23 protein-coding genes, 1 pseudogene and 2 riboswitches are annotated in these 22,990 nt (G+C 71.6%); of the genes and pseudogenes, 7 read left to right on the top strand and 17 right to left on the bottom strand.

Features of this window, described 5'->3' with window-relative positions:
* Window positions 1-3: 3 nt before the first annotated feature.
* The 3 genes from F3L20_RS06695 to F3L20_RS06685 all read right to left on the bottom strand — a co-directional run bounded on the left by F3L20_RS06695 (window position 4) and on the right by F3L20_RS06685 (window position 2,410).
* The gene (locus F3L20_RS06695; RefSeq protein ID WP_150153032.1) at window positions 4-1,011 is read right to left on the bottom strand and encodes a methionine synthase; all 1,008 of its coding nucleotides are present in this window, start codon (window positions 1,009-1,011) and stop codon (window positions 4-6) included.
* A gap of 143 nt (window positions 1,012-1,154) precedes the next feature.
* On the bottom strand, window positions 1,155-1,844 hold the full coding sequence (locus F3L20_RS06690) for an SDR family oxidoreductase (RefSeq protein ID WP_206338863.1): 690 nt from the start codon (window positions 1,842-1,844) through the stop codon (window positions 1,155-1,157).
* Between the two features lie 26 nt (window positions 1,845-1,870).
* The gene (locus F3L20_RS06685) at window positions 1,871-2,410 is read right to left on the bottom strand and encodes a TIGR00730 family Rossman fold protein (RefSeq protein ID WP_167534480.1); all 540 of its coding nucleotides are present in this window, start codon (window positions 2,408-2,410) and stop codon (window positions 1,871-1,873) included.
* Window positions 2,411-2,489: 79 nt separating this feature from the next.
* Here F3L20_RS06685 and F3L20_RS06680 point away from each other — a divergent pair, with 79 nt between their 5' ends.
* Window positions 2,490-2,813, top strand: a complete 324-nt coding sequence (locus tag F3L20_RS06680) for a DUF427 domain-containing protein (RefSeq protein WP_145830197.1) — start codon at window positions 2,490-2,492, stop codon at window positions 2,811-2,813.
* Window positions 2,814-2,909: 96 nt separating this feature from the next.
* The gene (locus F3L20_RS06675; protein WP_150153026.1) at window positions 2,910-3,689 is read left to right on the top strand and encodes an alpha/beta fold hydrolase; all 780 of its coding nucleotides are present in this window, start codon (window positions 2,910-2,912) and stop codon (window positions 3,687-3,689) included.
* 97 nt (window positions 3,690-3,786) lie between these two features.
* Here F3L20_RS06675 and mnmA read toward each other — a convergent pair whose 3' ends face one another.
* Entirely contained in the window at window positions 3,787-4,917 is a 1,131-nt protein-coding gene (mnmA, locus tag F3L20_RS06670; RefSeq protein WP_150153024.1) for a tRNA 2-thiouridine(34) synthase MnmA, read from the bottom strand.
* A 61-nt stretch (window positions 4,918-4,978) separates the two neighbouring features.
* Between mnmA and F3L20_RS06665 the strand changes: the two genes are divergently transcribed.
* Complete coding sequence (locus F3L20_RS06665) at window positions 4,979-5,686, top strand: N-acetylmuramoyl-L-alanine amidase (protein WP_150153022.1); 708 nt, start codon at window positions 4,979-4,981, stop codon at window positions 5,684-5,686.
* Window positions 5,687-5,706: 20 nt separating this feature from the next.
* Here F3L20_RS06665 and F3L20_RS06660 read toward each other — a convergent pair whose 3' ends face one another.
* The 3 genes from F3L20_RS06660 to F3L20_RS06650 form a co-directional block, all read right to left on the bottom strand.
* Window positions 5,707-6,876 carry a cysteine desulfurase family protein gene (locus F3L20_RS06660; RefSeq protein ID WP_145830193.1) on the bottom strand — a complete coding sequence of 390 codons (1,170 nt, stop codon included), beginning with the start codon at window positions 6,874-6,876 and terminating at the stop codon, window positions 5,707-5,709.
* Window positions 6,877-6,968: 92 nt separating this feature from the next.
* Window positions 6,969-7,235, bottom strand: coding sequence for a hypothetical protein (locus F3L20_RS06655; protein WP_024888053.1), 267 nt, complete (start codon window positions 7,233-7,235; stop codon window positions 6,969-6,971).
* Between the two features lie 71 nt (window positions 7,236-7,306).
* Window positions 7,307-7,474, bottom strand: a complete 168-nt coding sequence (locus tag F3L20_RS06650) for a hypothetical protein (protein WP_145830191.1) — start codon at window positions 7,472-7,474, stop codon at window positions 7,307-7,309.
* 114 nt (window positions 7,475-7,588) lie between these two features.
* Between F3L20_RS06650 and F3L20_RS06645 the strand changes: the two genes are divergently transcribed.
* The gene (locus F3L20_RS06645; RefSeq protein WP_150153020.1) at window positions 7,589-8,239 is read left to right on the top strand and encodes a TetR family transcriptional regulator; all 651 of its coding nucleotides are present in this window, start codon (window positions 7,589-7,591) and stop codon (window positions 8,237-8,239) included.
* Between the two features lie 108 nt (window positions 8,240-8,347).
* Here F3L20_RS06645 and F3L20_RS06640 read toward each other — a convergent pair whose 3' ends face one another.
* The 10 genes and pseudogenes from F3L20_RS06640 to F3L20_RS06595 form a co-directional block, all read right to left on the bottom strand.
* The gene (locus F3L20_RS06640) at window positions 8,348-9,208 is read right to left on the bottom strand and encodes a thioesterase family protein (RefSeq protein WP_150153018.1); all 861 of its coding nucleotides are present in this window, start codon (window positions 9,206-9,208) and stop codon (window positions 8,348-8,350) included.
* Window positions 9,209-9,264: 56 nt separating this feature from the next.
* A complete protein-coding gene (locus F3L20_RS06635; RefSeq protein WP_150157243.1) occupies window positions 9,265-9,933 on the bottom strand; it encodes a trimeric intracellular cation channel family protein in 669 nt (222 codons plus the stop codon).
* A 619-nt stretch (window positions 9,934-10,552) separates the two neighbouring features.
* Window positions 10,553-11,711: pseudogene (locus F3L20_RS06630) on the bottom strand (ABC transporter ATP-binding protein); the annotation flags it as partial.
* 23 nt (window positions 11,712-11,734) lie between these two features.
* Entirely contained in the window at window positions 11,735-12,832 is a 1,098-nt protein-coding gene (locus F3L20_RS06625) for an ABC transporter ATP-binding protein (protein WP_145830188.1), read from the bottom strand.
* A complete protein-coding gene (locus F3L20_RS06620; protein WP_145830187.1) occupies window positions 12,829-13,827 on the bottom strand; it encodes an ABC transporter permease in 999 nt (332 codons plus the stop codon). The genes F3L20_RS06625 and F3L20_RS06620 overlap by 4 nt, the downstream gene beginning before the upstream one ends.
* Window positions 13,828-13,966: 139 nt before the next feature.
* Complete coding sequence (locus tag F3L20_RS06615; protein WP_145830186.1) at window positions 13,967-15,763, bottom strand: ABC transporter substrate-binding protein; 1,797 nt, start codon at window positions 15,761-15,763, stop codon at window positions 13,967-13,969.
* A gap of 67 nt (window positions 15,764-15,830) precedes the next feature.
* Window positions 15,831-16,838 carry an ABC transporter permease gene (locus F3L20_RS06610; RefSeq protein ID WP_145830185.1) on the bottom strand — a complete coding sequence of 336 codons (1,008 nt, stop codon included), beginning with the start codon at window positions 16,836-16,838 and terminating at the stop codon, window positions 15,831-15,833.
* A gap of 307 nt (window positions 16,839-17,145) precedes the next feature.
* Complete coding sequence (locus F3L20_RS06605) at window positions 17,146-17,907, bottom strand: enhanced serine sensitivity protein SseB C-terminal domain-containing protein (RefSeq protein WP_150157242.1); 762 nt, start codon at window positions 17,905-17,907, stop codon at window positions 17,146-17,148.
* A 155-nt stretch (window positions 17,908-18,062) separates the two neighbouring features.
* Complete coding sequence (locus F3L20_RS06600) at window positions 18,063-18,839, bottom strand: enhanced serine sensitivity protein SseB (RefSeq protein ID WP_150153016.1); 777 nt, start codon at window positions 18,837-18,839, stop codon at window positions 18,063-18,065.
* Between the two features lie 76 nt (window positions 18,840-18,915).
* Window positions 18,916-19,575 (bottom strand): AAA family ATPase, encoded by a 660-nt coding sequence (locus F3L20_RS06595; protein WP_150153014.1) that lies wholly within the window; start codon window positions 19,573-19,575, stop codon window positions 18,916-18,918.
* Between the two features lie 223 nt (window positions 19,576-19,798).
* Window positions 19,799-19,899: riboswitch (glycine riboswitch) on the top strand.
* A riboswitch (glycine riboswitch) is annotated at window positions 19,900-20,022 on the top strand. It begins immediately after the preceding riboswitch.
* Between the two features lie 39 nt (window positions 20,023-20,061).
* Here F3L20_RS06595 and gcvT point away from each other — a divergent pair.
* The 3 genes from gcvT to glyA all read left to right on the top strand — a co-directional run bounded on the left by gcvT (window position 20,062) and on the right by glyA (window position 22,956).
* Entirely contained in the window at window positions 20,062-21,180 is a 1,119-nt protein-coding gene (gene gcvT / locus F3L20_RS06590; protein ID WP_150153012.1) for a glycine cleavage system aminomethyltransferase GcvT, read from the top strand.
* Between the two features lie 124 nt (window positions 21,181-21,304).
* Complete coding sequence (gcvH, locus tag F3L20_RS06585; protein WP_145830181.1) at window positions 21,305-21,682, top strand: glycine cleavage system protein GcvH; 378 nt, start codon at window positions 21,305-21,307, stop codon at window positions 21,680-21,682.
* Window positions 21,683-21,696: 14 nt separating this feature from the next.
* Entirely contained in the window at window positions 21,697-22,956 is a 1,260-nt protein-coding gene (gene glyA, locus F3L20_RS06580; RefSeq protein WP_145830180.1) for a serine hydroxymethyltransferase, read from the top strand.
* Window positions 22,957-22,990: the final 34 nt, after the last annotated feature.

The following is a 22,990-nucleotide window of genomic DNA, read 5'->3' as shown; positions in this document are numbered from 1 at the left end:
CCGTTACTCAGGGTTGTCCGCGAGGGATCTCGCCGCCCGGACGCAGTGTGCGTACGCCGCGCGCGCGTACGCGGGAGATGCCCCCGCGAGTCCGCACGCCGGAGTGAGCGTGACCGCCTCCGGGAGAAGTCCCGGCCGCAGCCCCAGCCTGCGCCAGAGCGTCCTGACACCCATGACGCTACCGGCAGGGTCCGACAACGGGCCGTCCGTGCCCGGCACGACACCGGCGAACAGCCGGGTGCCGCTCTCCACCGCTTCCCCGATCGCCTCGTCGTCACGCTCGGTGAGGAGGGCGAAATCGAACGAGATGCCCGCCGCGCCGGCCCGGCGCAGCAGGGCGAACGGGACGTCGGGGGCGCAGGAGTGCACCACGACGGGCCCTCCGTCGTGCACGCCGACGACGTCGCGCAGCGTGCCCTCCACGATCTGGCGGTCCACGGCGCGGTGCGTGCGGTAGCCGCTGGCGGTCCTGACCTGGCCGCGCAGGACGGCGGTGAGGGACGGTTCGTCGAGCTGGAGGACGAGGGTGGCGCCGGGGACGCGGCGGCGCACCTCGTCGAGGTGGAGCCGCAGTCCCTCGGCGAGGGAGGCCGCGAGGTCGCGGGAGGCGCCGGGGTCGGAGAGGGCGGCCTCGCCGTTACGCAGCTCCAGGGACGCGGCGAGGGTCCAGGGGCCGACGGCCTGGACCTTCAGCAGCCCTTCGTAGCCCTGGGTGTACTCCTCCAGCGCGTCGAGGTCCTCGCCGAGCCAGGAGCGGGCGCGGCGGGTGTCCCGGCCGGGGCGGTCGCCGATCCGCCAGCCGCTGGGCTCCACGCGGGCGTAGAGCTCGACGAGCATGCCGGCGGTGCGGCCGATCATGTCGGCGCCAGGGCCGCGGGCGGGGAGCTCGGGCAGGTGGGGGAAGTCCTCGAAGCTGCCGGTGGCGGTCTTGGCGGCTTCTCTGGCGTCGCCGCCGGGGAGGGAGCCGACGCCGGTGGCGAGGGCGGGAGGGAAGTGAAGGGTGTCGTTCACAGGGGAAGCGTACGCAGTGGGCGGCGGGGGGTTTTCGCCCCCGCCGCCCCTTCCCGTCCCGGCCCCGAGGGCTGCGCCCCCGGACCCCCCCTTCGGCCCTCCGGGCCTCGTCCGCAGGCGCCGGACGGGCTGAATGTCGGGAACTACCTCCCCGGGCGGACCGTCAGGTCGTTGACCTCGGCGTCCCTCGGGAGGTCGAGGGCCATGACGATCGTCGTGGCGACCGACTCGGGGTCGATCCACTTCTCGGGGTCGTACTCCTTGCCCTCCTGCTGGTGGACCTTGGCCTGCATGGGGCTGGCGGTGCGGCCGGGGTAGACCGAGGTGACGCGGACGCCGTTCGCGTGCTCCTCGTGGCGCAGGGAGTCGGCGAGGGCCTTCAAGCCGTGCTTGGAGGCGGCGTAGGCGGACCAGTCCGCGTGCGCGTTCAGGCCCGCGCCGGAGTTGACGAAGAGCACGTGGCCCCGGCTCGCGCGGAGCTGGGGCAGGAAGTGACGGGTCAACTCGGCGGGGGCGACGAGGTTGACATTGAGCTGGTGGCGCCAGCTCTTGGGGGTGAGCTCGCCGACCGGGCCGAGGTCGACGACGCCCGCGATGTGCAGCAGCGAGTCCACCCGGTCGGGCAGCGACTGGTGCGAGAAGGCCCAGCTGAGCCGGTCGGGGTCGGCGAGGTCGCCGACCAGGGTGCGGGCACCGGGGAACTCGGCGGCCAGTTCCTTCGCGCGGCCCGCGTCGCGCGCGTGCAGCACGAGGTCGTCCCCGCGCGCGTGCAGACGGCGGGCGACGGCCCCGCCGATGCCGGAGCCGGCTCCGGTGATCACATGTGTAGCCATGACCGCCATGCTCGCACCCTCGCCGGTCAGGCGATGCCCCGGCTCTCCTCCAGGTAGGCCAGCGCGCCCACCGGCTCCTCGGCGAAGAAGACCAGCTCGTTCAGCGGGCGGGGCAGGAAGCCCTCCGCCTCCATGCGGTGGAACTGCTCCTTGAGCCCGTCGTAGAACCCGGCGGTGTTGAGCAGCACCACGGGCATGTCGGTGTGCCCGTGCTTCTTCAGCTCCAGGATCTCCGTCGCCTCGTCGAGGGTGCCGGTGCCGCCCACCATGATGACGACCGCGTCGGCCTTCTCCAGCAGCAGCCGCTTGCGCTCGGCGAGGTCCTTGGCGACGACCATCTCGTCGACGCCCTGGCGGGCCTTCGCGGAGAGGAACTCCACCGAGACGCCGAGGAGCCGGCCGCCGGTCTCCTCCACCCCGTCGGCGACGACCTTCATCAGGCCGACGTCGGAGCCGCCCCAGACCAGGGTGTGCCCGCCCTTGCCGATCAGCCGCGCGAACTCGCGCGCGGGAGTGGTGTAGCGGTCGGCGAGGTCGGCGGCGGAGAGGAAGACGCAGATGTTCACGGGGGCCAGCCTACGCTCGGGAAGAAGGCCGCCCCGGGGCGTGCTGTAACCGTCGGACCCGATCACCGAGGAGGACGCCGTGACCACAGGCCATCGCATCACCGTCGAGCCCAGCGACCGGCACGTGCGCGTGGTGCGCGACGGGCAGGTGCTGGCGGAGAGCGACCGCGCGCTGGTGCTGCACGAGACGGGCTGCCCCGCGCGCTACTACATCCCGCCGCAGGACGTGCGCCTGGATCTGCTGACGCCGTCCGCGACGCACACGCACTGCCCGTTCAAGGGGACCGCGTCGTACTGGTCGCTGCCGGACGCGGCGGACCTGGTGTGGGCGTACCCCGAGCCGAAGCCGGGCGTGGCCGCGATCAAGGACCACCTGTGCTTCTACGAGGTGGAGCTGGACTGACCGGCCGGCCCGGCCGGTCGCCCCGAGGGTTGCGATCGGCTGACGCGCCGCCCGCCTCACCGACGAACACCGCGCCGTGCGGCAGTCTGGTGAGACATGGACAAGAACATCTCCTCGCGCGACGGCACCTCCCTGGCGTACGAGAGCGCCGGGCGCGGCGCCACGATCGTCCTCGTCAGCGGCGCCATGTCGACGGGCGCCACGGTGGCGCCGCTGGCCGCCCCGCTCTCCGAGCGGTTCCGGGTGGTCGTCTACGACCGCCGTGGCCGGGGCGCGAGCGGCGACACGCCTCCGTACGCGGTGGAGCGCGAGGTGGAGGACCTGGCGGCGCTGATCGAGGCGGTGGGCGGCGAGGCGGCGCTGTACGGCGTCTCCTCGGGCGGCGCGCTGGCGCTGCGGGCGGCGGCGAGCGGACTGCCGGTACGCCAGGTCGCGGTGTACGAGACGCCGTACGCCATGTCGGAGGACGACCTCGCGGAGCGCGCCCGGTACACCGAGCGGCTGACGGCGGCCCTGGAGGAGGGGCGCCGTGGCGACGCGGTGGAGCTCTTCCTGCGGCTGACCGGGCTGGGCGACGGGGTGATCGGGAGCGCGCGGCAGTCGCCGATGTGGGGCGGCATGGAGTCGATGGCGCCGAGCCTCGCGTACGACGACGCCGTGATGGGCGGCGGGGGCGTGCCGCGGGAGCTGCTGGCGTCGATCCCGGTGCCGGTGCTGTCGATCGCGGGCGACGCGAGCCCGGCGTGGATGCGGCAGGCGGCGCGGGCGATCGCCGAGTCGGTCCCCCGGGGCGCGTACCGCACCCTGGGGGGCCAGACCCACATGGCCGAACCGGACGTGCTGGCACCGGTGCTGGCGGAGTTCTTCGCGCGGTGAAGCGCCGCGTCGTCCTCGCACGGCGACCGCCGCACGGTCCCCGCACGGTGACCCCTACGCGGTCCTCCCACGGTGACCGCCGCGCGGGCGGGCCGGGTCAGGCCACGTCCGCCGTCGCCCGCTCCGTCGAGGCGATGGTCGCCGAACCCACCACGCGCGTCCCGTCGTACAGCACGACCGCCTGGCCGGGGGCGACGCCGCGCACGGGCTCGGTGAAGCGCACGCGCAGCTCCTCGCCGACCAGTTCGGCCGTCACCTCGGTCTCGCCGCCGTGGGCGCGCAACTGGGCGGTGTAGGTGCCGGGGCCTGTCGGGGCGGCGCCGCACCAGCGGGGGCGGATCGCGGTGAGCGCGGTGACGTCCAGGGAGGCCGCCGGGCCGACGGTGACGGTGTTGTCCACCGGGGAGATGTCCAGGACGTAGCGGGGCTTGCCGTCGGGGGCGGGGGTGCCGATCCGCAGGCCCTTGCGCTGGCCGATGGTGAAGCCGTACGCGCCCTCGTGGGTGCCGATCTTGCTGCCGGACTCGTCGACGATGTCGCCCTCGGCGCGGCCGAGGCGGCGCGCGAGGAAGCCCTGGGTGTCGCCGTCGGCGATGAAGCAGATGTCGTGCGAGTCGGGCTTCTTGGCCACGGCCAGGCCCCGGCGCTCGGCCTCGGCACGGATCTCGTCCTTGGTGGTGACCGTGTCGCCGAGCGGGAACAGGGCGTGGGCGAGCTGGCGGTCGTCGAGCACGCCGAGGACGTAGCTCTGGTCCTTGGCCATGTCGGAGGCGCGGTGCAGTTCGCGGGTACCGTCCTCGCGCAGGATCACCTTGGCGTAGTGGCCGGTGCAGACGGCGTCGAAGCCCAGCGCGAGCGCCTTGTCGAGCAGCGCCGCGAACTTGATCTTCTCGTTGCAGCGCAGGCACGGGTTGGGGGTGCGGCCGGCCTCGTACTCGGCGACGAAGTCCTCGACGACGTCCTCGCGGAAGCGGTCGGCGAGGTCCCACACGTAGAACGGGATGCCGATGACGTCGGCGGCCCGGCGGGCGTCGCGGGAGTCCTCGATGGTGCAGCAGCCCCGGGCGCCGGTGCGGAACGACTGCGGGTTCGCGGAGAGCGCGAGGTGGACGCCGGTCACGTCGTGGCCCGCTTCGGCGGCACGGGCGGCGGCGACGGCGGAGTCGACGCCTCCGGACATGGCGGCCAGGACGCGGAGGGGGCGGGTGCGCTGCGGGGTGTCAGTCATAGCCCCTCCAGGGTAAGGGGGCCGCGGGAACCACGGCCCCCGGATATCCGTTCACGATCACATGGGGGCCAAGGGAGCGGGCGAGGACGGCGATCGGCGCATAGGCCGGCGCGCACTGATCGTGGGCGGACTGGCGGCCGCGGCAGGCACGGCGGCGCTGGCGCGCGACGAGCTGGGGCGGCTGTGGTGGCGGCTTCCCGGCGTCGACAAGCCGCGCACGCCCGGCGCGGTCGACTTCGCGGGCGCCCGCTGGGTCGCGGCCTCGGACGCCAACTGGCGCGGCGCGGACCGGCCGGACGACTTCGGCATCGACATGGTGGTCGTGCATGTCACCCAAGGGAGCCTGGACAGCGCGGTGAAGGCGTTCCAGAACCCGGGGCACAAGGCGGCGGCGCACTACATCGTCGGCAAGGACGGCCGGATCACGCAGATGATCCGCGAGCTGGACGTGGCGTACCACGCGGGCAACCGCGACTACAACGAACGCAGTGTCGGCATCGAGCACGAGGGCTTCGTGGACCGCCCGGAGGACTTCACCGACGCGATGTACGCGGCCTCGGCCCGCCTGACGGCCCGGATATGCGCGCGGTACGACATCCCGGTCGACCGTGAGCACATCATCGGGCACGTCGAGGTGCCCGGCACCGACCACACCGACCCGGGCCCGCACTGGGACTGGAACCGCTACCTGAAACTGGTCCGCCGCGCCGGCACCGCCCAGGCGGACCAGGGCCGCACGGCCACCACGGCCGACGGCACGGGCGGCTAGGGCCCCGGAGCGCCGGCGCCTCAGCTCAGGCCCGCCGCCCGGGCGCGTTCCACCGCGGGGCCGATGGCCTTGGCCAGGGCTGTCACGTCGGCGTCGGTCGAGGTGTGGCCGAGGGAGAAGCGCAGGGTGCCGCGGGCCAGGTCGGGGTCGGTGCCGGTGGCGAGGAGAACGTGGCTGGGCTGGGCCACGCCCGCGGTGCAGGCGGAGCCGGTGGAGCACTCGATGCCCTGCGCGTCCAGGAGGAGCAGCAGGGAGTCGCCCTCGCAGCCGGGGAAGGTGAAGTGGGCGTTGGCCGGAAGCCGGCCGCCGGGGGCGGGGTCGCCGCCCAGGATCGCGTCGGGGACGGCCTCGAGCACCGCGGCGACCAGGTCGTCGCGCAGCCGTCCGATCTCGCGGGCGAACCACTCCCGCTGCTCGGCGGCGAGCCGCCCGGCGACGGCGAACGAGGCGACGGCGGGCACGTCGAGGGTGCCGGAGCGCACATGACGCTCCTGTCCCCCGCCGTGCAGCACGGGCACGGGGGTGTGCTCGCGGCCGAGGACCAGGGCGCCGATGCCGTACGGACCGCCGATCTTGTGGCCGGAGACGGTCATCGCGGCGAGCCCGGACGCGCCGAAGTCCACCGGCACCTGGCCGAAGGCCTGGACCGCGTCGGAGTGCAGGGGGACACCGAACTCGGCGGCGACCGCCGCGAGTTCGGTGACCGGCAGGAGCGTCCCGATCTCGTTGTTGGCCCACATGACGGTGGCGAGGGCGACGTCGTCGGGGTTGCGGGCGACGGCCTCGCGCAGGGCGTCGGGGTGGACCCGGCCGTGCGGGTCCACGGGGAGGTACTCGACGGTGGCGCCCTCGTGCTCGCCGAGCCAGTGGACGGCGTCCAGGACGGCGTGATGCTCGACGGGGCTGGCGAGGACCCGGGTGCGGGCCGGGTCCGCGTCGCGGCGGGCCCAGTACAGGCCCTTCACGGCGAGGTTGTCGGCCTCCGTCCCGCCAGAGGTGAACACGATCTCGCTGGGGCGTGCGCCGAGTGCTTCGGCGAGGGTCTCGCGGGCCTCCTCGACGGTGCGCCGGGCGCGGCGGCCGGCCGCGTGCAGGGAGGAGGCGTTGCCGGTGACGCCCAGGTGCGCGGTGAGCGCCTCGACTGCCTCGGGAAGCATCGGGGTGGTCGCGGCGTGGTCGAGGTAAGCCATGGTGGGGCCGATTCTACGGGGCCCGGTGCACCACACACGGATCACGGTGGGCCGGGGTGCGGCGCAGCCGGGGGCCGCGGCGGGACGCCTGGTCAGAAGCTCCAGGAGATCGTGCCGTCGGCCTGCATGAACGCGACGAGGACGACGAGGTCGGCGACGCCCAGTCCGAGCCCGAGCAGGGCCCGGCCGCGGCGGGCGGTGCCGCGCCACAGGGCCACCGAGGCCAGCACGATGGCGCTCGGGCCGAGGAAGACGTTGAGGACGAGCAGGCCGAGCAGGCCGAGGACGAAGGACGCGACGGCCATGCCGTCGGTGTCCCGGATCCCGGTGCGGCGGCCGGCCTCTGCGGTGAGCTGCATGGTGTTCGGCTCCTTGGGTCGAAAGGGGCTGGTGGTGGGGCGTGGCGGGACGCCCGGGGTGCGGGCGCCGGTCAGCGCGCCGAGGTGCCGCGGTTGCGGCCCTGGTGCTCGCGCAGGGCGAAGACACCGAGCCAGACGGCGATGACCGCGCCGACGGCGACGGAGAAGGTCAGCGGCGCGTGTGCGACGGCGCCCAGGACGAGGCCGAGCAGCAGCAGAGCGGCGACGAGGAACAGCATGAGTCGGATCCCCCAAGTTGGGTGAACGGTTGTAGTAACACTTGTTCACTGACTTCCCAGCCTAGCGCGCCTCATCACTTTTCAATTTGGGAGAACAGTTGTTAACTGCATGGTATGAGTCACACGTCCGGCATCCGCCAGGCCCAGAAGCAGAAGACCCGGCAGGCGCTCCTCGACGCGGCGCTGGAGCTGCTGGAGGGACAGAGTCTGAGCAGCCTGGGCCTGCGTGAGGTGACCCGTGCCGTCGGCATCGCGCCGACCGCCTTCTACCGGCACTTCCGCTCGATCGAGGACCTGGGCGTGGCCCTGGTCGAGCAGGCCCTGGGCAGTCTGCACCCGATGATCCGGACGACGGTGACCCCGGCCGGCGACGGACCGGAACGCATCGCACGCGCCATCGAGTTGATCGCCGGTCATGTGGACGCGTACCCCGCCCACGTCCGGTTCATCGCGCGGGAACGGCACGGCGGGGTCCGCCCGGTCCGCGAGGCGATACAGCGGCAGCTCGCCCGGTTCACGGCGGAGGTCGGGGAGGCGCTGGCCGGGGACGCGGAGTCGGCGGGCTGGAGCGAGGAGGACCTGCTGATGCTGGCGCAGCTCTACGTGGACCAGATGCTGATCACCGCGTCGCTCTTCCTGGAGGCGCCGGCGGGTGCGGCGGCGGCACGGGAGCGGGTGTCGCGGCTCGCGGAGCGGCAGTTGCGGCTCATCCACGTCGGACGGCGGCACTGGCTCGACGAGCCGGACGCGGCCGGCGGCCGGTGACCGGCAGCACGACACCCGACGGCACGACCGCATGACCGCACGACGGCACGACGGCACGGCGAAGGGCGGCGGAGTGGACGACCGCCTCCGCCGCCCTTCGTCGTCGGCTCAGCTCAGCCGGACCCGTGCCAGCTGCCGGGACTGCGCGACGAGGCGGTCGGCGCTGTCCCAGACCTCGGCATCCTCCTCCAGGAAGCCGCCCGCGAGGTTGCGGGTGGTGATCGAGACACGCAGCGGACCCGGGGCCGGGCGGCAGCGCACGTGGACGGTCAGCTCCACCGTCGGCACCCAGCCGGTCAGGCCCATCTCGAAGGCGGTCGGCGGCAGCGCGTCCACCGCGAGCAGCAGCGCCAGCGGGTCGGGGTCCCGGCCGTCGGCCAGACCGAACCAGGCCCGCATCTCTCCCTTGCCGGAGGGCTTGCCGAGCGCCCAGCCGAGTGTCGACGGGTCCAGCTTCAGCATCAGCCGGCCGGTGATGGCGGAGCTCCCGTCGACGGGGGCGGGGCCGTCCTCGGGACCGAAGCACTGGTCCATGGGCGGCAGCGCGGGCGGCCGGGCCGTCGTACGGACGTCGTCCGGGAGGGAGCCGAGGTCGCCGTAGGAGGCGAGGACGCGGATGCGCTCCACCTCGTTGCCCTGCTCGTCGAGCTGGAACAGGGAGGCCTGGCCGGTGGACAGCGTCCGCCCGGTGCGCACGGTCTCGGTACGGACGACCGCCGGACCCGGCTGGGAGGCCGTCAGATAGTGCGCGGAGACGGTGAACGGGTCGGAGTGCGGCAGCGTGTCCGCGAGCGCGCGGCCCAGGACGGCCAGCAGGTAGCCGCCGTTGACGGCGTTGATGATCGTCCAGCCGGCGGAGAGGTCGATGTCGTAGACGCCGGGCGCCCGCGCGGTGAGCGTGGTGTCGCGGTCGAACTCACTGGCGCCGATGACGGCCCGGGTGGCCTGGGCGGAGGCTGCTTCTGGCATGGGTGAACAGTACAAGAAGATAATACTAAGCGGTAGCTTTGCTCCGTCCTCCGGACTCAGAGGGGCGGCTGCTCCTCACTGACCGTGGACCGGCGGTGCCAGGCGCGGGGCGCGCGCCAGTGGTAGTGCATGGCGAGCAGCCGCAGTATGAAGGCGGTGACGGCAGCCGTGGTGCTGGTCGCCGCGTTGAGCACGTCGAAGCGCAGGCACAGCGCGACCATGGTGGCGCCGACGATGGCGGGGACGGCGTACAGGTCGCGGTCCCAGCGCAGCAGCGAGGGCACCTCATTGGCGAGGACGTCGCGCAGCACACCGCCGCCGACCGCCGTGGCCAGCCCCAGGCAGGCGGAGGCGGTCAGGCCCAGCCCGTAGTCGTACGCCTTGGTGGTGCCGACGACACAGAAGAGGCCGAGGCCGGCCGCGTCGAAGACGTTGACGGCGGCCTGGATGCGCTCCACGTGCGGGTGCAGGAAGAACACCAGGGTGCTGGCCAGCAGCGGGGTGACGAAGTACCCCAGGTCCGTGAAGGCGGCGGGTGGCACCGCGCCGATGACCAGGTCGCGGAAGAGGCCGCCGCCCAGGGCGGTGACCTCGGCGACCACGGCGATCCCGAACACGTCGAAGTTCTTCCGGACGGCCAGCAGGGCGCCGGAGATGGCGAACACGAAGATGCCGATCAGGTCGAGCACATGCAGGACGGACGGGCTGAACAGTTGCTGGAGCACCCATACATTCTTACCCATGCGAAAGCCCCCGCCTTGCAAAGCAAGGCAGGGGCTTCGGCTGGCTTACTTGTCCGAGGACTGCTCGCCGGAGGTCTCCCCCGCGGCGGGTTCCTCAGCGGCGGCCTCCTCCGCCCCGGCGGCCTCCTCCGACGCGGACGCATCCGCCTCGGCCTGCGCCGCAGCGGACTTCTCCGCCTTGGCGGGCTTCGCCGGCTCGGGCTTCTCCGCCGTGGCGAGCTCGTCCTTCGCGGCTTGTCCACCTCGGCCGGCTCGTCCTTCGCGGGCTTCGCCGGCTCGGACTTCTCCGCCTTGACGGGCTCGTCCGACGCGGGCTTCTCCGCCGTGGCGGGCTCGTCCGACGCGGGCTTCTCCACCACGGCGGCCTCCTCCGACGCGGACGCATCCGCCTCGGCCTGCGCCGCAGCGGACTTCTCCGCCTTGGCGGGCTTCGCCGGCTCGGGCTTCTCCGCCGTGGCGAGCTCGTCCTTCGCGGGCTTGTCCACCTCGGCCGGCTCGTCCTTCGCGGGCTTCGCCGGCTCGGACTTCTCCGCCTTGACGGGCTCGTCCGACGCGGACTTCTCCGCCACGGCCGGCGCGGCGGCGGACTTCTCCGTCTTCGCCGGCTCGGAAGCCGCAGACTCCGCGGCGACCGCCGCCGAGGTCTCCGCCGACTCCTCCAGGGCGGCGGCGCCCACCAGCTCCGTGGCCTCCTTGGCGGCCGTCAGCAGGACGGTGTCCTGCGGGGCCTGGTCCGCGAAGTTCTCCGGGTGGTGGCAGGCCACGCGCTGGCCCGGACGCAGCTCCAGCAGCGGCGGCTCCGTGGTCCGGCAGATCTCCGTCGCCTTCCAGCACCGCGTGTGGAAGCGGCAGCCGCTCGGCGGGGAGATCGGCGAGGGCACGTCGCCCTTGAGCAGGATGCGCTCGCTCTTGGCGCCCCTGCGCTTGGGGTCCGGGATCGGCACGGCCGACATCAGGGCCTTGGTGTACGGGTGCATCGGCGCCCGGTACAGCGCGTCCCGGTCGGCCAGCTCGACGATCTTGCCGAGGTACATCACCGCGATGCGGTCCGACACGTGCCGGACCACCGACAGGTCGTGGGCGATGATGACGTACGTCAGGCCCAGCTCCTGCTGGAGGTCGTCCAGCAGGTTGACGACCTGCGCCTGGATGGAGACGTCCAGGGCGGACACCGGCTCGTCGGCCACCACCAGCTTCGGCTTGAGCGCGAGCGCGCGGGCGATGCCGATGCGCTGGCGCTGACCGCCGGAGAACTCGTGCGGGTAGCGGTTGTAGTGCTCGGGGTTCAGACCCACGACCGACAGCAGCCGCTGGACCTCGTTCTTCACGCCGCCCTCGGGCTCGACGCCCTGCAGCTTGAAGGGAGCGCCGACGATGGTGCCGATGGTGTGGCGCGGGTTCAGCGACGAGTACGGGTCCTGGAAGATCATCTGCACGTCGCGGCGCATCGGGCGCATGCCCGAGACGCCGAGGTGCGTGATGTCCTTGCCCTCGAACTCGATGGTGCCGCCGGTCGGCTCCAGCAGCCGGGTGATCAGCCGGCCCATCGTGGACTTGCCGCAGCCCGACTCGCCCACCACGCCGAGGGTCTCGCCGGAGCGGACCTCGAAGTCCAGGCCGTCCACCGCGTGCACCGCGCCGACCTGCCGCTGGAGCAGGCCCTTCTTGATCGGGAAGTGCTTCTGCAGCCCCGTCACCTTCAGCAGGACGTCACCGCCGGAGGTGGCGGCGGCGCCGTCGCTCTGGGCGGGAATCGTCACGGCTGCGTCCTTGGAGTTCTCGCTCACAGCTTCGGCGCAATCTCTTCGGTCCAGATTCGCTCCCGCTGCTCCGCGGACATGTGGCAGGCGGCCCAGTGCCGGCTGCCGACCTCGGTGAGCTCGGGGCGGACGGTGCGGGTGACGTCGTCCTTGGGGACGTCGGCGTACGGGCAGCGCGGGTTGAAGGCGCAGCCGGACGGCACGTTGATCAGCGAGGGCGGGGATCCCTTGACGGGGATCAGCCGCTCCTGCTGGTCGCGGTCCAGTCGCGGCATCGAGCCGAGCAGACCCCAGGTGTAGGGGTGACGCGGCTCGTAGAAGACCTTCTCCGCCGGGCCCCGCTCCACGCAGCGGCCGCCGTACATCACCAGGATGTCGTCGGCGAGTTCGGCGACGACGCCCAGGTCGTGGGTGATGACGATGACCGCGGAGCCGAACTCCTTCTGCAGGTCGCGGATCAGGTCCAGGATCTGCGCCTGCACCGTCACGTCGAGCGCGGTGGTCGGCTCGTCGGCGATGAGCAGCTCGGGGTTGTTCACCAGCGACATCGCGATCATCGCGCGCTGGCGCATACCGCCGGAGAACTCGTGCGGGTAGTTGTCCACGCGCTTGTCGGGCTGCGGGATGCCGACACGGTCGAGCATCTCCACGGCCCGGCGGCGGGCGGTCTTCTTGTCGACGTCGTGGTGGATCCGGTACGCCTCCACGATCTGCTGGCCGATCGTGTAGTACGGGTGCAGCGCGGACAGCGGGTCCTGGAAGATCATCGCCATCTCACGCCCGCGCAGCCGGCGGACGTGGTCCGGGTCGGCCGACAGCAGCTCCGTGCCGTCCAGCCAGATCTCGCCGGATATCTGCGCCTTGCGCTTGCCGTACTGGCCGGCGGTGTGCAGACCCATGATGCCGAGCGAGGTCACCGACTTGCCGGAGCCGGACTCGCCCACGATGCCGAGGGTCTTGCCCTTCTCCAGCTGGAAGCTCAGCCCGTCGACGGACTTCACCAGGCCGTCGTCGGTGGGGAAGTGCACCTTGAGGTCGCGGACCTCCAGGAAGGCGGAGGGGGCCGGCGAGCCCGCGGTGGGCTCGCCGACGGCCGCGCCGGTCTTGCTCAGGTCGGTCATGCGAGCCTCACTCGGGGGTCGATCACGGCGTACAGAATGTCCACCACGAGGTTGGCGATCAGCACCGCGAGAGAAGTGATCAGGACGACGCCCAGGATGAAGGGCAGGTCCTGGTTGCGGATGGCGTCCAGCACCTTCTGGCCCAGGCCGGGGAGGCTGAACGTCGTCTCGGTCAGGATCGCGCCGCCCATCAGGGCGCCGATGTCCATGCCGAGCATGGTCAGGATCGGGGTCATCGTCGAGCGCATGGCGTGCTTGCGGATGACGACCTGTTCCTTCAGACCCTTGGCGCGCGCGGTGCGGATGTAGTCCTCACCGAGGATCTCCAGCATCGTCGCGCGGGTGATCCGGGCGTACATCGCGGCGTACAGGAAGGCCAGGGTGATCCAGGGCAGGATCATGCCGCCGACCCAGCCGCTGAAGCTGTCCTCCAGGGGCACGAACTCCGCGTCGATCCAGCCGAGTCCGTGGGAGAAGATCGCCAGGCTGATGAGGCCCGTGAAGTAGATCGGGAGGGAGACGCCGGCCAGCGCGACGACCATCGCGCCGCGGTCCCACAGGGTCCCGCGCTTGAGCGCGGAGAGCACACCCGCCGCCAGGCCGAAGATCAGCCACAGCACGGCCGCACCGAGGGCCAGGGCCAGGGTGACCGGGAAACGCTCGGTCAGCACCGGCCAGACGGCCTGCTCACTGCGGAACGAGTAGCCGAAGCACGGCGCGGCGCAGTGGGTGACGTCTCCGCCGCCGGAGTAGGTGCGACCGGCGAAGATGCCCTTGAAGAACTCCCAGGCCTGGATGAAGATCGGTTCGTCGAGGCCCAGCTTCTGCCGCACGCCCTCGACGGCCGCGGGGTCGGCCTGCTTGCCCACGAAGCTCGTGGCGATGTCGACCCCCGCCCACTTCGGGACGAGGAAGAAGATGCCGAAGACCACCAGGATGATGACCACGAGCATCACTGCGGCGGCGAACAGCCGCCTGATGAGGTAAGCGAGCACAGCTTACGGCCCGCTGCGGACCGCGGGCCGCCGGTGGGGTCCCCCCACGCCTTGTGGGCGATGGGGGGACGTCCGGCGGCCCACGCTCACGCCGCGCCGGCCTTCACCTGCCTTTCGTGCCGTACGGCGGGTGTACCGGTTACTTCGCGTCCGTCAGACCGAGGTTGACGAAGTCGTACATTCCGCTGTAGCCGTCGGAGGTGTACACGTTCGCCAGTCGGCTGGAGCGCCAGTTGATGAACTTCTCGAAGACGAAGGGCAGGTAGTAGCCGCCCTCCATGACCTTGTGGTTGATCTCCGTGGCGATCTTGGTCTTGCCGGCGTCGTCAAGCGTGTTGACGTACTGGTCGAACAGGCCGTCGATCGTCTTGTCCTTGATGAGGGCGTAGTTGTTGTTGCCGCTCTCGAGGATGTAGTCGCTGTGCCACAGCGGGAGACCGTAGCCCTGGACGGACGGGAAGTCCGGGCCCCAGCCCATGATGATGATGCCGTAGTTCTTCTTGACCACGTTGGCCGGGCTGCCGATGATGCCGGCGGTCTGCGAGCCGTCGTACTGGTCGATCTCGGCCGTGATGCCGACCTTCTTCAGCGACGCCTGGAGCGACTCGGCGGTGGCCACCTCGACCGGCTTGTTGTTACGCACCGCGATGGTGGTCTTGAAGCCGTTGGGCTGGCCGCAGAGCTTCAGCTCCTCCTTGGCCTTGGCGACGTTGCCGCTCTTGTTGGCACCGGCCATCTCGTACGGGTCGTACTTCTGGCCCTCGGCACCCGGGACGGACGGCGGCAGCATGTTGGTGCCGATGTCGCCACCCGCGACCGGGCCACCGCGCGCGTTCTGCAGCGAGACGTGGTCGGCCCCGTAGAGGACCGCCTTGCGGCAGTGGATGTTGTCGAACGGCTTCACGCTCTGCGGGAAGACCGCGTAACGGACGTAACCGGAGACCGGGTTGTCCAGGTTGCCCTTGTGCTCCTGCAGGGCGGTGGTGCGGCCCTGCGGCGACATGCCGGTCTGGTTGATGTCCAGGTCGTAGTCACCGGCGATGAGGCGGGCGTCCAGCTCGTTGGCGTTCGTGAAGAACTTGACCGTGATCTTGTCCGGGTACGCCTTGCGGACCGGGTCCGACTCCTGCTTCCACTCGGTGTTGCGGACCAGGGTCAGGTCCTTGCCGGGGCTGTAGGACTCGAACTTGTACGGACCCGAGGAGAACGGGTGCAGGCCGTACTTGGACTTGGTGTCCTTGTCCTGGCGGACCGGGGAGGCGGAGGTGAGCGCCAGCATCTCCTCGAAGTCCGAGTTGGCCTTCGGGAGCTTGAAGACGATGGTCTTGTCGTCCGGCGTCTCGATGGCCTTCAGGCCCAGCTTGTCCTTGGACTTGTCCTTGTACGGGCCGGCGTACTCACCCTTGGGGTCGAGCACCTCCTTGAGGTACGTCGGACCGCCGGACAGCACGTCCTGCGCCCAGACGCGCTCGATGCCGTACTTGATGTCCTTCGACGTGATCGGCTTGCCGTCCTCCCACGTGACACCGTCGCGCAGGGTGTACGTGTAGGTCTTGCCGTCGTCGGTGACCTTGGCGGTGGAGGTGGCCAGGTCCGGAACCACACCGGCGCCGGCCTCGCCCGGCTCCGTGGCGTTCGTGACCAGCTGGCGGGCGTAGTAGCGGGAGAAGTTCCACATGAAGCCGTAGTAGCCGCGCGTGGTGTCCCACGAGTCGGCGTCCTGGGCACCGGCGAACTTCAGGGTGCCGCCCTTCTTGACCGCTTCGGCCTGGGCGACCTTGTTGTTCGCGGCGTCGAAGCCGGCCGCGCCGTTCTTCGATCCCCCGCCGTCGCTGTCACCGCCGCCGCCGCACGCCGCTGTGGTCAGCAGCGCGGCGACCACTGCGGCAGCGGCCATGGCCTGCTTGCGCCGCCCTGAGGTGCGTTGGGTAGTCACGATCTCGGATCCTCCGGATTAGATGAGAGACCCCGTGGTGCCACGGGAAGTGGTGCGGTACGGCAGTTCAGCGGGAGCCCTTCGGGTCGAGCGCGTCACGCACGCCGTCGCCGAAGAGGTTGAAGGCGAGCACGGTGACGAAGATCGCCACACCCGGGATGACCATGTACATCGGGTCCGACTTGTAGTAGTCGATCGCGCTCGAGAGCATCTGCCCCCAGGAGGCCGTGGGCGGCTTGACGCCCACGCCCAGGAAGCTGAGTGCCGCCTCGGTGAGGATGTTGGTGGGGATCATCATCGTCGTGTACACGATGATCGGCGCGACCAGGTTGGGCAGCAGTTCCTTGAACAGGATGTAGAACCGCCCGGCACCGAGGGAGCGTGCCGCTTCGACGTACTCCCGTTCGCGCATGGAGAGGGTCTGGCCGCGGACCACGCGGCCGATGTAGGGCCAGCCGAAGAACCCGATGACGAGGATCATCACGAACAGGCGGACGCCGGTGCCGGACAGGCCCAGCATGTTGTTCGGCATGACCGAGACCAGGGCGATGATGAACAGCAGCTGCGGGAAGGCCAGCAGACCGTCCATGACCCGGCTGATGAGGGAGTCGACCCAGCCGCCGAAGAAGCCGGCGAGCGTGCCCAGGATGGTGCCGAGGACGACGGCGACCACGGCCGACAGGAAGCCGACGAGCAGCGAGATGCGGGCGCCGTAGACGATGCGGGCGAAGATGTCGCGGCCGTTCACCGGCTCGATGCCGAGGAGGTGGTCGCCACTGATGCCGCCGAGGCTGCCGACCGGGGTGCCGAAGAGCGGGTCGATCAGGTTCTCGTGGTGCGTCTCGGGGTCCTGCCCGACGAGCGAGGTGATCAGGGGCGCGAACACCGCGACCAGGATGAGCAGCACGACGATGGCGCCACCGGTCAGGGCCAGCTTGTCCCGCTTCAGACGCTCCCAGGCGATCCGGCCCAGGGAACGCCCCTGCACCGCCTTGCTCCGGTCGCCGGCGACCGCCGCTTCCTCGGCCGCGCTCGGGGCCGCTTCGGCGGTCGGCTCGTGCAATGGTGCCGTCATCTGGCAGGGACCCCTCTCAACCGGCGGTGACCGGCCCTGACTTGCCGCTGTAGCGGCATCATCACTCTGTCGTACAAAAGGGCGAACGCCCCTGGTGCGGGAGTCTTCAACGCTTCGACGTCGGCTTGCCAGACTTGACGATGAATGGATGCGTAAACGTGATGCTGTCTGGGGGATTCCGTTATGCGGACGCGGGGTAACGGGGGTCGGACAGGGGCAAGTTCGGACATCGGAGACTTATACGGACCTTTGGTTCGGTTCTACGCGCGGAGAACTCCCCCCGCCGTCGCAGTTTCCGCAGCGCGTCTCAGAAACGGGCGGGCGGCGCCTGCGGGTAGCCGTACCCCGCCGCGGGGGCGGGAGCGGGAGCCGGGGCGTGCGCCTCGCGGTCGTAGAACGGGCGCGCGTTGACGCGCAGCCACATCGCCACCGGGTCGTGCTCGTCGGACACGGCGACGGTGGACACCGGAAGCCCGTCGGGCACGGCGGCGAGCGACTGCTGCATCATCGTCCGCACCGACTCCACGGCCGGCGGGGAGGTGTCGTAGACCTCCAGGCCGATGGCGAGGTAGGGCGCGCCCAGCGCGGGCTGCACCCAGGCGCGGCGCAGCGCCCGCACGGCCGGGGTGCGGTGGGCGTTCTGCGCGAGGAGGGCGTAGAACTGCGGGATCTCGATGGCCGGTTCGGACAGCCTCAGCGGTCCGGCGGGCTGGCTGTCCAGCCCGCTCGCGATCCGGCGCAGGTCCAGCCAGGGGATGCCCACACCACCGCCGGGCGCGTGCGGGTTGAGCCAGAGCCCGTAGCGGTCCGGGTACAGGGCGCGGGCCACCTCGAGGCCGTCGACGACCTCGTACGAACGGTTCCAGCCGCTGGCGGACAGCTCCTGGGCGGAGGTCACGCAGGGCGCGTAGCCGAGGCCGTCGACCTCCATGGTTCCGTACTGGGCGTCGGGTGAGCCGGCCTGGCCGTGCCAGAGCAGCATCCAGATCCGGCCGGACGACGGGGTCGCCAGGGCGCGCAGCAACGCCTCGTAGGCGTCGTAACGCCCGGGCGTCACCTGGCGCAGCATGTGCTCGACCTGTCCGGCCGCCGCGGTGCCAGCGCTCACTTGTATCGCCCCTCCGTACAACACCCAGCCGGCCAATGCGTCTAGCTTAAGCCGACGGCCTCCGGCGGTCTGCGGTCAGTGCGCGCAAGGATGCGGCACGGACCCGCCCCGGTCGCTCAGGCGCGTTGGTAGAACGGCCGGACCTTGGCGCGCAGCCAGTCGGCCACCGGGTCCTGGGCCACGTCCAGGACGACGAGGCTGACCGGCCAGCGGGCGGGGCTGCGGCCCAGCGCCCGGCCGAGGGCGTCGAGCGGCAGCGCCCGGGGGTCGCCCTCCCAGTGCAGCAGTTCCACCCCGACGAACAGCACCGGGTCGGCCGTCTCGACGGCGGCCAGGCAGCGGCGGGCGGTGGTCACCACGCCGATCGCGTCGAACTCCTGCGAGGCCGCGGCGAGGAAGTCCACCGGGTCGTCCTGCCAGTCCGGTTCGAACAGCCGGACCCGGCCGCCGCTCGACCGGCCGTCCAGCGAGGTGTGCCCCGCCCGGCACAGATCGGCCACCGCCGGCGGGGGCAGCGGTACGGCGACCACGCCGCCGGGGTTGACCACGATCCCGGCCTGCGGCGGCAGGCCGCGGGCGAACTCCACGGCGGGCGCGACGGTGAAGCCCATGTGGGAGCCGACGGCCTGGCGGAACTGCTCCTCGGAGCTGAAGACGGGCACGTAGGCCTGGCCGTCCAGTTCCATGGTGGGCAGGTCCAGCGGGCCGCTGTGCGGACCACCGCCGTTCGGCAGCGGCACCCACAGCAAGCTGCGGCCGAGCACCTCGACGATCCGCCCCGCTGCCGAGGGCACGCCGAGGGAGGCGGAGAGTGCCTCCTCCAGTTCGTTGCCGGGCCACCCGCCGTGCGGGTGGGAGTGCGTCCGGTCCGGGAAGTCCGCCGGGAAGTCCATCTGTCGCCTACCGCCTGCCTGGTACCACTGCTGTGGCTGGAAAGGCTAGCCGGTCGGCCGGGCGCCCGATCCGCGGTCAGCCGGTGAACCCGATCCGGCGCAGGGCCTCCGCCGCGTCCCGGTCGACCAGCACCGCCGACGCGCAGCCCGCCGGCAGCAGGCCGCGCTCGACCGCGTGCAACAGCCGCCTGCCGGCCGTGCGGTGGCGGCGGAAGGCGTAGCGCGACACGCCCCGCCCGCGCTCGCGCTGCCCGGCGAGGGCCTGCTGGGGGGTGACGTCCAGTAACAGCAGATGCAGGCCCGCGCCCCGCCGCCGGGCCTCGCGGGCCAGCCAGCGCCGCACCCAGGCCTGCGTGCCGCAGTCGTGCACGACGACCGGCTCCCCGGAGCGCAGGGCGCGCCGCAGCCCCGCGTAGTGGGCGAGGCGGACCAGCGGGCGGTACACGGCGTAGGGCAGCAGGCGCGGCATGCGGTGGTCCCAGCGGTCACGGGTGTCCTGGGAGTCGACGCGGGTGCCGGGCACCGTGCGCCGCATCAGGGTGGACTTGCCGCTGCCGGGCAGTCCGGTGACCACGACGAGGTCGCGGGGGCCGAAGAGGAGGGCGCGCGGGCTGCGGCCGCCGCGGTCGCGCAGATCGCGCACGACGGGCGCGGGAGCCGTGCCGTCGGCCCGGTCCGCGTGCTGTCGCGGCAGTGCGACGCCTGGGGTGCCGGCGTACGCCGTGGGCCTGTTCACCGTGGTCGTCCTCCCCTGGGGCCGGATATGGGGTCCGATCCCCGCCGCGTGTAAAGAGAAGGTAATGCCAGGTCGCCCGTGTTTCCGTGCCTTTACCGCTACAGCCCTGTCACAGCTCACCGTGACCGGACCCGTACGACCTGTGCACCCCCTGATAAGGGTCCCCCTGCCACGCCCCGGCGATGCGTGCAATGATGAGCCCGCCAACTGCATACCGGCCGTTTGAATCCGCGCGGGAGAGTCCCCGGCACCCTGTGCCGCCGGGGCGCCGAAGGAGCAAGTCCCTCCCTTGAATCTCTCAGGCACCGTTACCGCGCGGGCGAGGCACATCTGAAAAGCGGGCCGCTGCAGCAGTGCTCCAGTGGCCCCACCCAAGGTGCAAGTCCTGACCGCCGTCCGTCGGTGGTCATGGCGAACCTCTCAGGTTCCGATGACAGATGGGGAGGAACGACCTCGCTTCCCCCGTTGCCCCTGGGAGACCGACCGATGAGCAGTACCGAACCCCGTCGCACCGCGCTCGATGCCCTGCACCGGTCGCTCGGCGCGACGATGACCGACTTCGCCGGCTGGGACATGCCCCTGCGCTACGGCTCCGAGCGCGACGAGCACAACGCCGTGCGCACGCGGGCCGGCCTGTTCGACCTCTCCCACATGGGCGAGATCGCGGTGACCGGACCGCAGGCCGCCGCCCTGCTCGACCACGCCCTGGTGGGCAACATCGGCGGGGTCAAGCCCGGCCGCGCCCGCTACACGATGATCTGCCGCGAGGACGGCGGCATCCTGGACGACCTGATCGTCTACCGCCTCGGCGAGACCGAGTACATGGTCGTGGCCAACGCCTCCAACGCCCAGGTGGTGCTGGACGCGCTCACCGAGAGGGCCGCCGGCTTCGACGCCGAGGTGCGCGACGACCGCGACGCCTACGCGCTGCTCGCCGTGCAGGGCCCCGAGTCCCCGGCCATCCTCGCCGGCCTCACCGACGCCGACCTGGACGGCCTGAAGTACTACGCCGGTCTGCCGGGCACCGTGGCGGGCGTCCCCGCGCTCATCGCCCGCACCGGCTACACCGGCGAGGACGGGTTCGAGCTGTTCGTGAAGCCGGAGCACGCCGTGGAGCTGTGGCAGGCGCTGACCAAGGCGGGCGAGGGCCACGGCCTGGTCCCCTGCGGCCTGTCCTGCCGTGACACGCTCCGCCTGGAGGCGGGCATGCCGCTGTACGGCAACGAGCTGAGCACCGCGCTCACGCCGTTCGACGCCGGTCTGGGCCGGGTGGTGAAGTTCGAGAAGGAGGGCGACTTCGTGGGCCGCGCCGCCCTCGCCGAGGCCGCCGGGCGTGCCGAGCAGAACCCGCCCCGCGTCCTGGTCGGCCTGGTCGCGCGGGGCCGCCGGGTACCGCGCGCCGGGTACCCGGTGGTGGCCGGCGGCGAGGTGATCGGCGAGGTCACCTCCGGTGCCCCCTCCCCCACCCTGGGCAAGCCGATCGCCATGGCCTACGTCGACGCGCGGCACGCCGCGCCGGGCACCGAGGGTGTCGGCGTGGACATCCGCGGCAGCCACGAGCCGTACGACGTCGTGGCGCTGCCGTTCTACAAGCGGCAGAAGTGACACCGTCGTAGCCGACCCCCCGGGCAGACCCGCGCGTCCGGACCGGGCACCTCGTCCCCGCCCCGCCGCGCTCCGCGCTGTCCCCCGTCATCAGCAGTCTTCCGCGTACAGGAGAATTCAGGCCATGAGCAACCCCCAGCAGCTGCGTTACAGCAAGGAGCACGAGTGGCTGTCGGCCGCCGAGGACGGCGTGTCGACCATCGGGATCACGGAGCACGCGGCCAACGCGCTCGGCGACGTGGTCTACGTCCAGCTCCCCGAGGCGGGTGACACGGTGAGCGCGGGCGAGACCTGCGGCGAGCTGGAGTCCACCAAGTCGGTCAGCGACCTGTACTCCCCCGTCTCCGGCGAGGTCACCGAGATCAACGAGGACGTGGTGAACGACCCGTCGCTGGTGAACTCGGCCCCCTTCGAGGGCGGCTGGCTGTTCAAGGTGCGAGTCACCGACGAGCCTGCCGACCTGCTGTCCGCCGCCGAGTACGACGCGTTCATCGCGGGCTGAGGAGCCGTAGCCGCATGTCGCTTCTGAACACGCCCCTGCACGAGCTCGACCCGGCGGTGGCCGCCGCGGTCGACGCGGAGCTGCACCGGCAGCAGTCCACCCTCGAGATGATCGCCTCGGAGAACTTCGCCCCGGTCGCGGTCATGGAGGCCCAGGGCTCGGTCCTGACCAACAAGTACGCCGAGGGCTACCCCGGCCGCCGTTACTACGGCGGCTGCGAGCACGTCGACGTGATCGAGCAGATCGCGATCGACCGGGTCAAGGAGCTCTTCGGCGCCGAGCACGCCAACGTCCAGCCGCACTCGGGCGCCCAGGCCAACGCGGCCGCGATGTTCGCGCTGCTCAAGCCGGGCGACACGATCATGGGTCTGAACCTCGCGCACGGCGGGCACCTGACCCACGGCATGAAGATCAACTTCTCCGGGAAGCTCTACAACGTGGTCGCGTACCACGTGGACGACACCGGCGTCGTGGACATGGCCGAGGTCGAGCGCCTCGCCAAGGAGAACAAGCCGAAGCTGATCGTCGCCGGCTGGTCGGCGTACCCGCGTCAGCTGGACTTCGCCGCGTTCCGCCGGATCGCGGACGAGGTCGGCGCGTACCTCATGGTCGACATGGCACACTTCGCCGGTCTGGTCGCCGCGGGCCTGCACCCGAACCCGGTGCCGCACGCCCACGTGGTGACCACCACCACGCACAAGACCCTCGGCGGTCCGCGCGGCGGGGTGATCCTCTCCACGGCCGAGCTGGCCAAGAAGATCAACTCCGCGGTGTTCCCGGGCCAGCAGGGCGGTCCGCTGGAGCACGTGGTCGCCGCCAAGGCGGTCGCCTTCAAGGTGTGCGCCTCGGAGGAGTTCAAGGAGCGCCAGCGCCGCACCCTGGAGGGCGCGCGCATCCTGGCCGAGCGCCTGGTGCGGGACGACGTCAAGGCCGTGGGCGTGGACGTGCTGTCCGGCGGCACGGACGTGCACCTGGTGCTGGTGGACCTGCGGAACTCGGAGCTGGACGGCCAGCAGGCCGAGGACCGGCTCCACGAGGTCGGCATCACCGTCAACCGGAACGCGATCCCGAACGACCCGCGTCCGCCGATGGTCACCTCGGGTCTGCGCATCGGCACGCCCGCCCTGGCCACCCGCGGCTTCACGGCCGAGGACTTCGCCGAGGTCGCGGACGTGATCGCCGAGGCGCTGAAGCCGTCGTACGACACCGAGGCGCTCCGCGGCCGGGTCGCGGCGCTGGCCGCGAAGCACCCGCTGTACCCCGGTCTGCGGTAAATTCGTCCGCTTTTTTGTACGGACATCCGGGGCA

It is taken from the genome of Streptomyces tendae (assembly GCF_008632955.1).
Taxonomy (GTDB): Bacteria; Actinomycetota; Actinomycetes; order Streptomycetales; family Streptomycetaceae; genus Streptomyces.
Note: the sequence above shows the minus strand (reverse complement) of the source record. Positions and strands in the feature narration are given on the sequence as shown.

Excerpts from the sequence above, each read along its gene's own strand:
- F3L20_RS06690 (WP_206338863.1), bottom strand. The coding sequence starts at position 1,844 with ATGGCTACACATGTGATCACCGGAGCCGGCTCCGGCATCGGCGGGGCC.
- F3L20_RS06675 (WP_150153026.1), top strand. The coding sequence starts at position 2,910 with ATGGACAAGAACATCTCCTCGCGCGACGGCACCTCCCTGGCGTACGAG.
- mnmA (WP_150153024.1), bottom strand. The coding sequence starts at position 4,917 with ATGACTGACACCCCGCAGCGCACCCGCCCCCTCCGCGTCCTGGCCGCC.
- F3L20_RS06665 (WP_150153022.1), top strand. The coding sequence starts at position 4,979 with ATGGGGGCCAAGGGAGCGGGCGAGGACGGCGATCGGCGCATAGGCCGG.
- F3L20_RS06660 (WP_145830193.1), bottom strand. The coding sequence starts at position 6,876 with ATGGCTTACCTCGACCACGCCGCGACCACCCCGATGCTTCCCGAGGCA.
- F3L20_RS06655 (WP_024888053.1), bottom strand. The coding sequence starts at position 7,235 with ATGCAGCTCACCGCAGAGGCCGGCCGCCGCACCGGGATCCGGGACACC.
- F3L20_RS06650 (WP_145830191.1), bottom strand. The coding sequence starts at position 7,474 with ATGCTGTTCCTCGTCGCCGCTCTGCTGCTGCTCGGCCTCGTCCTGGGC.
- F3L20_RS06645 (WP_150153020.1), top strand. The coding sequence starts at position 7,589 with ATGAGTCACACGTCCGGCATCCGCCAGGCCCAGAAGCAGAAGACCCGG.
- F3L20_RS06640 (WP_150153018.1), bottom strand. The coding sequence starts at position 9,208 with ATGCCAGAAGCAGCCTCCGCCCAGGCCACCCGGGCCGTCATCGGCGCC.
- F3L20_RS06625 (WP_145830188.1), bottom strand. The coding sequence starts at position 12,832 with ATGACCGACCTGAGCAAGACCGGCGCGGCCGTCGGCGAGCCCACCGCG.
- F3L20_RS06610 (WP_145830185.1), bottom strand. The coding sequence starts at position 16,838 with ATGACGGCACCATTGCACGAGCCGACCGCCGAAGCGGCCCCGAGCGCG.
- F3L20_RS06605 (WP_150157242.1), bottom strand. The coding sequence starts at position 17,907 with ATGCTGCGCCAGGTGACGCCCGGGCGTTACGACGCCTACGAGGCGTTG.
- F3L20_RS06600 (WP_150153016.1), bottom strand. The coding sequence starts at position 18,839 with ATGGACTTCCCGGCGGACTTCCCGGACCGGACGCACTCCCACCCGCAC.
- gcvT (WP_150153012.1), top strand. The coding sequence starts at position 20,062 with ATGAGCAGTACCGAACCCCGTCGCACCGCGCTCGATGCCCTGCACCGG.
- gcvH (WP_145830181.1), top strand. The coding sequence starts at position 21,305 with ATGAGCAACCCCCAGCAGCTGCGTTACAGCAAGGAGCACGAGTGGCTG.
- glyA (WP_145830180.1), top strand. The coding sequence starts at position 21,697 with ATGTCGCTTCTGAACACGCCCCTGCACGAGCTCGACCCGGCGGTGGCC.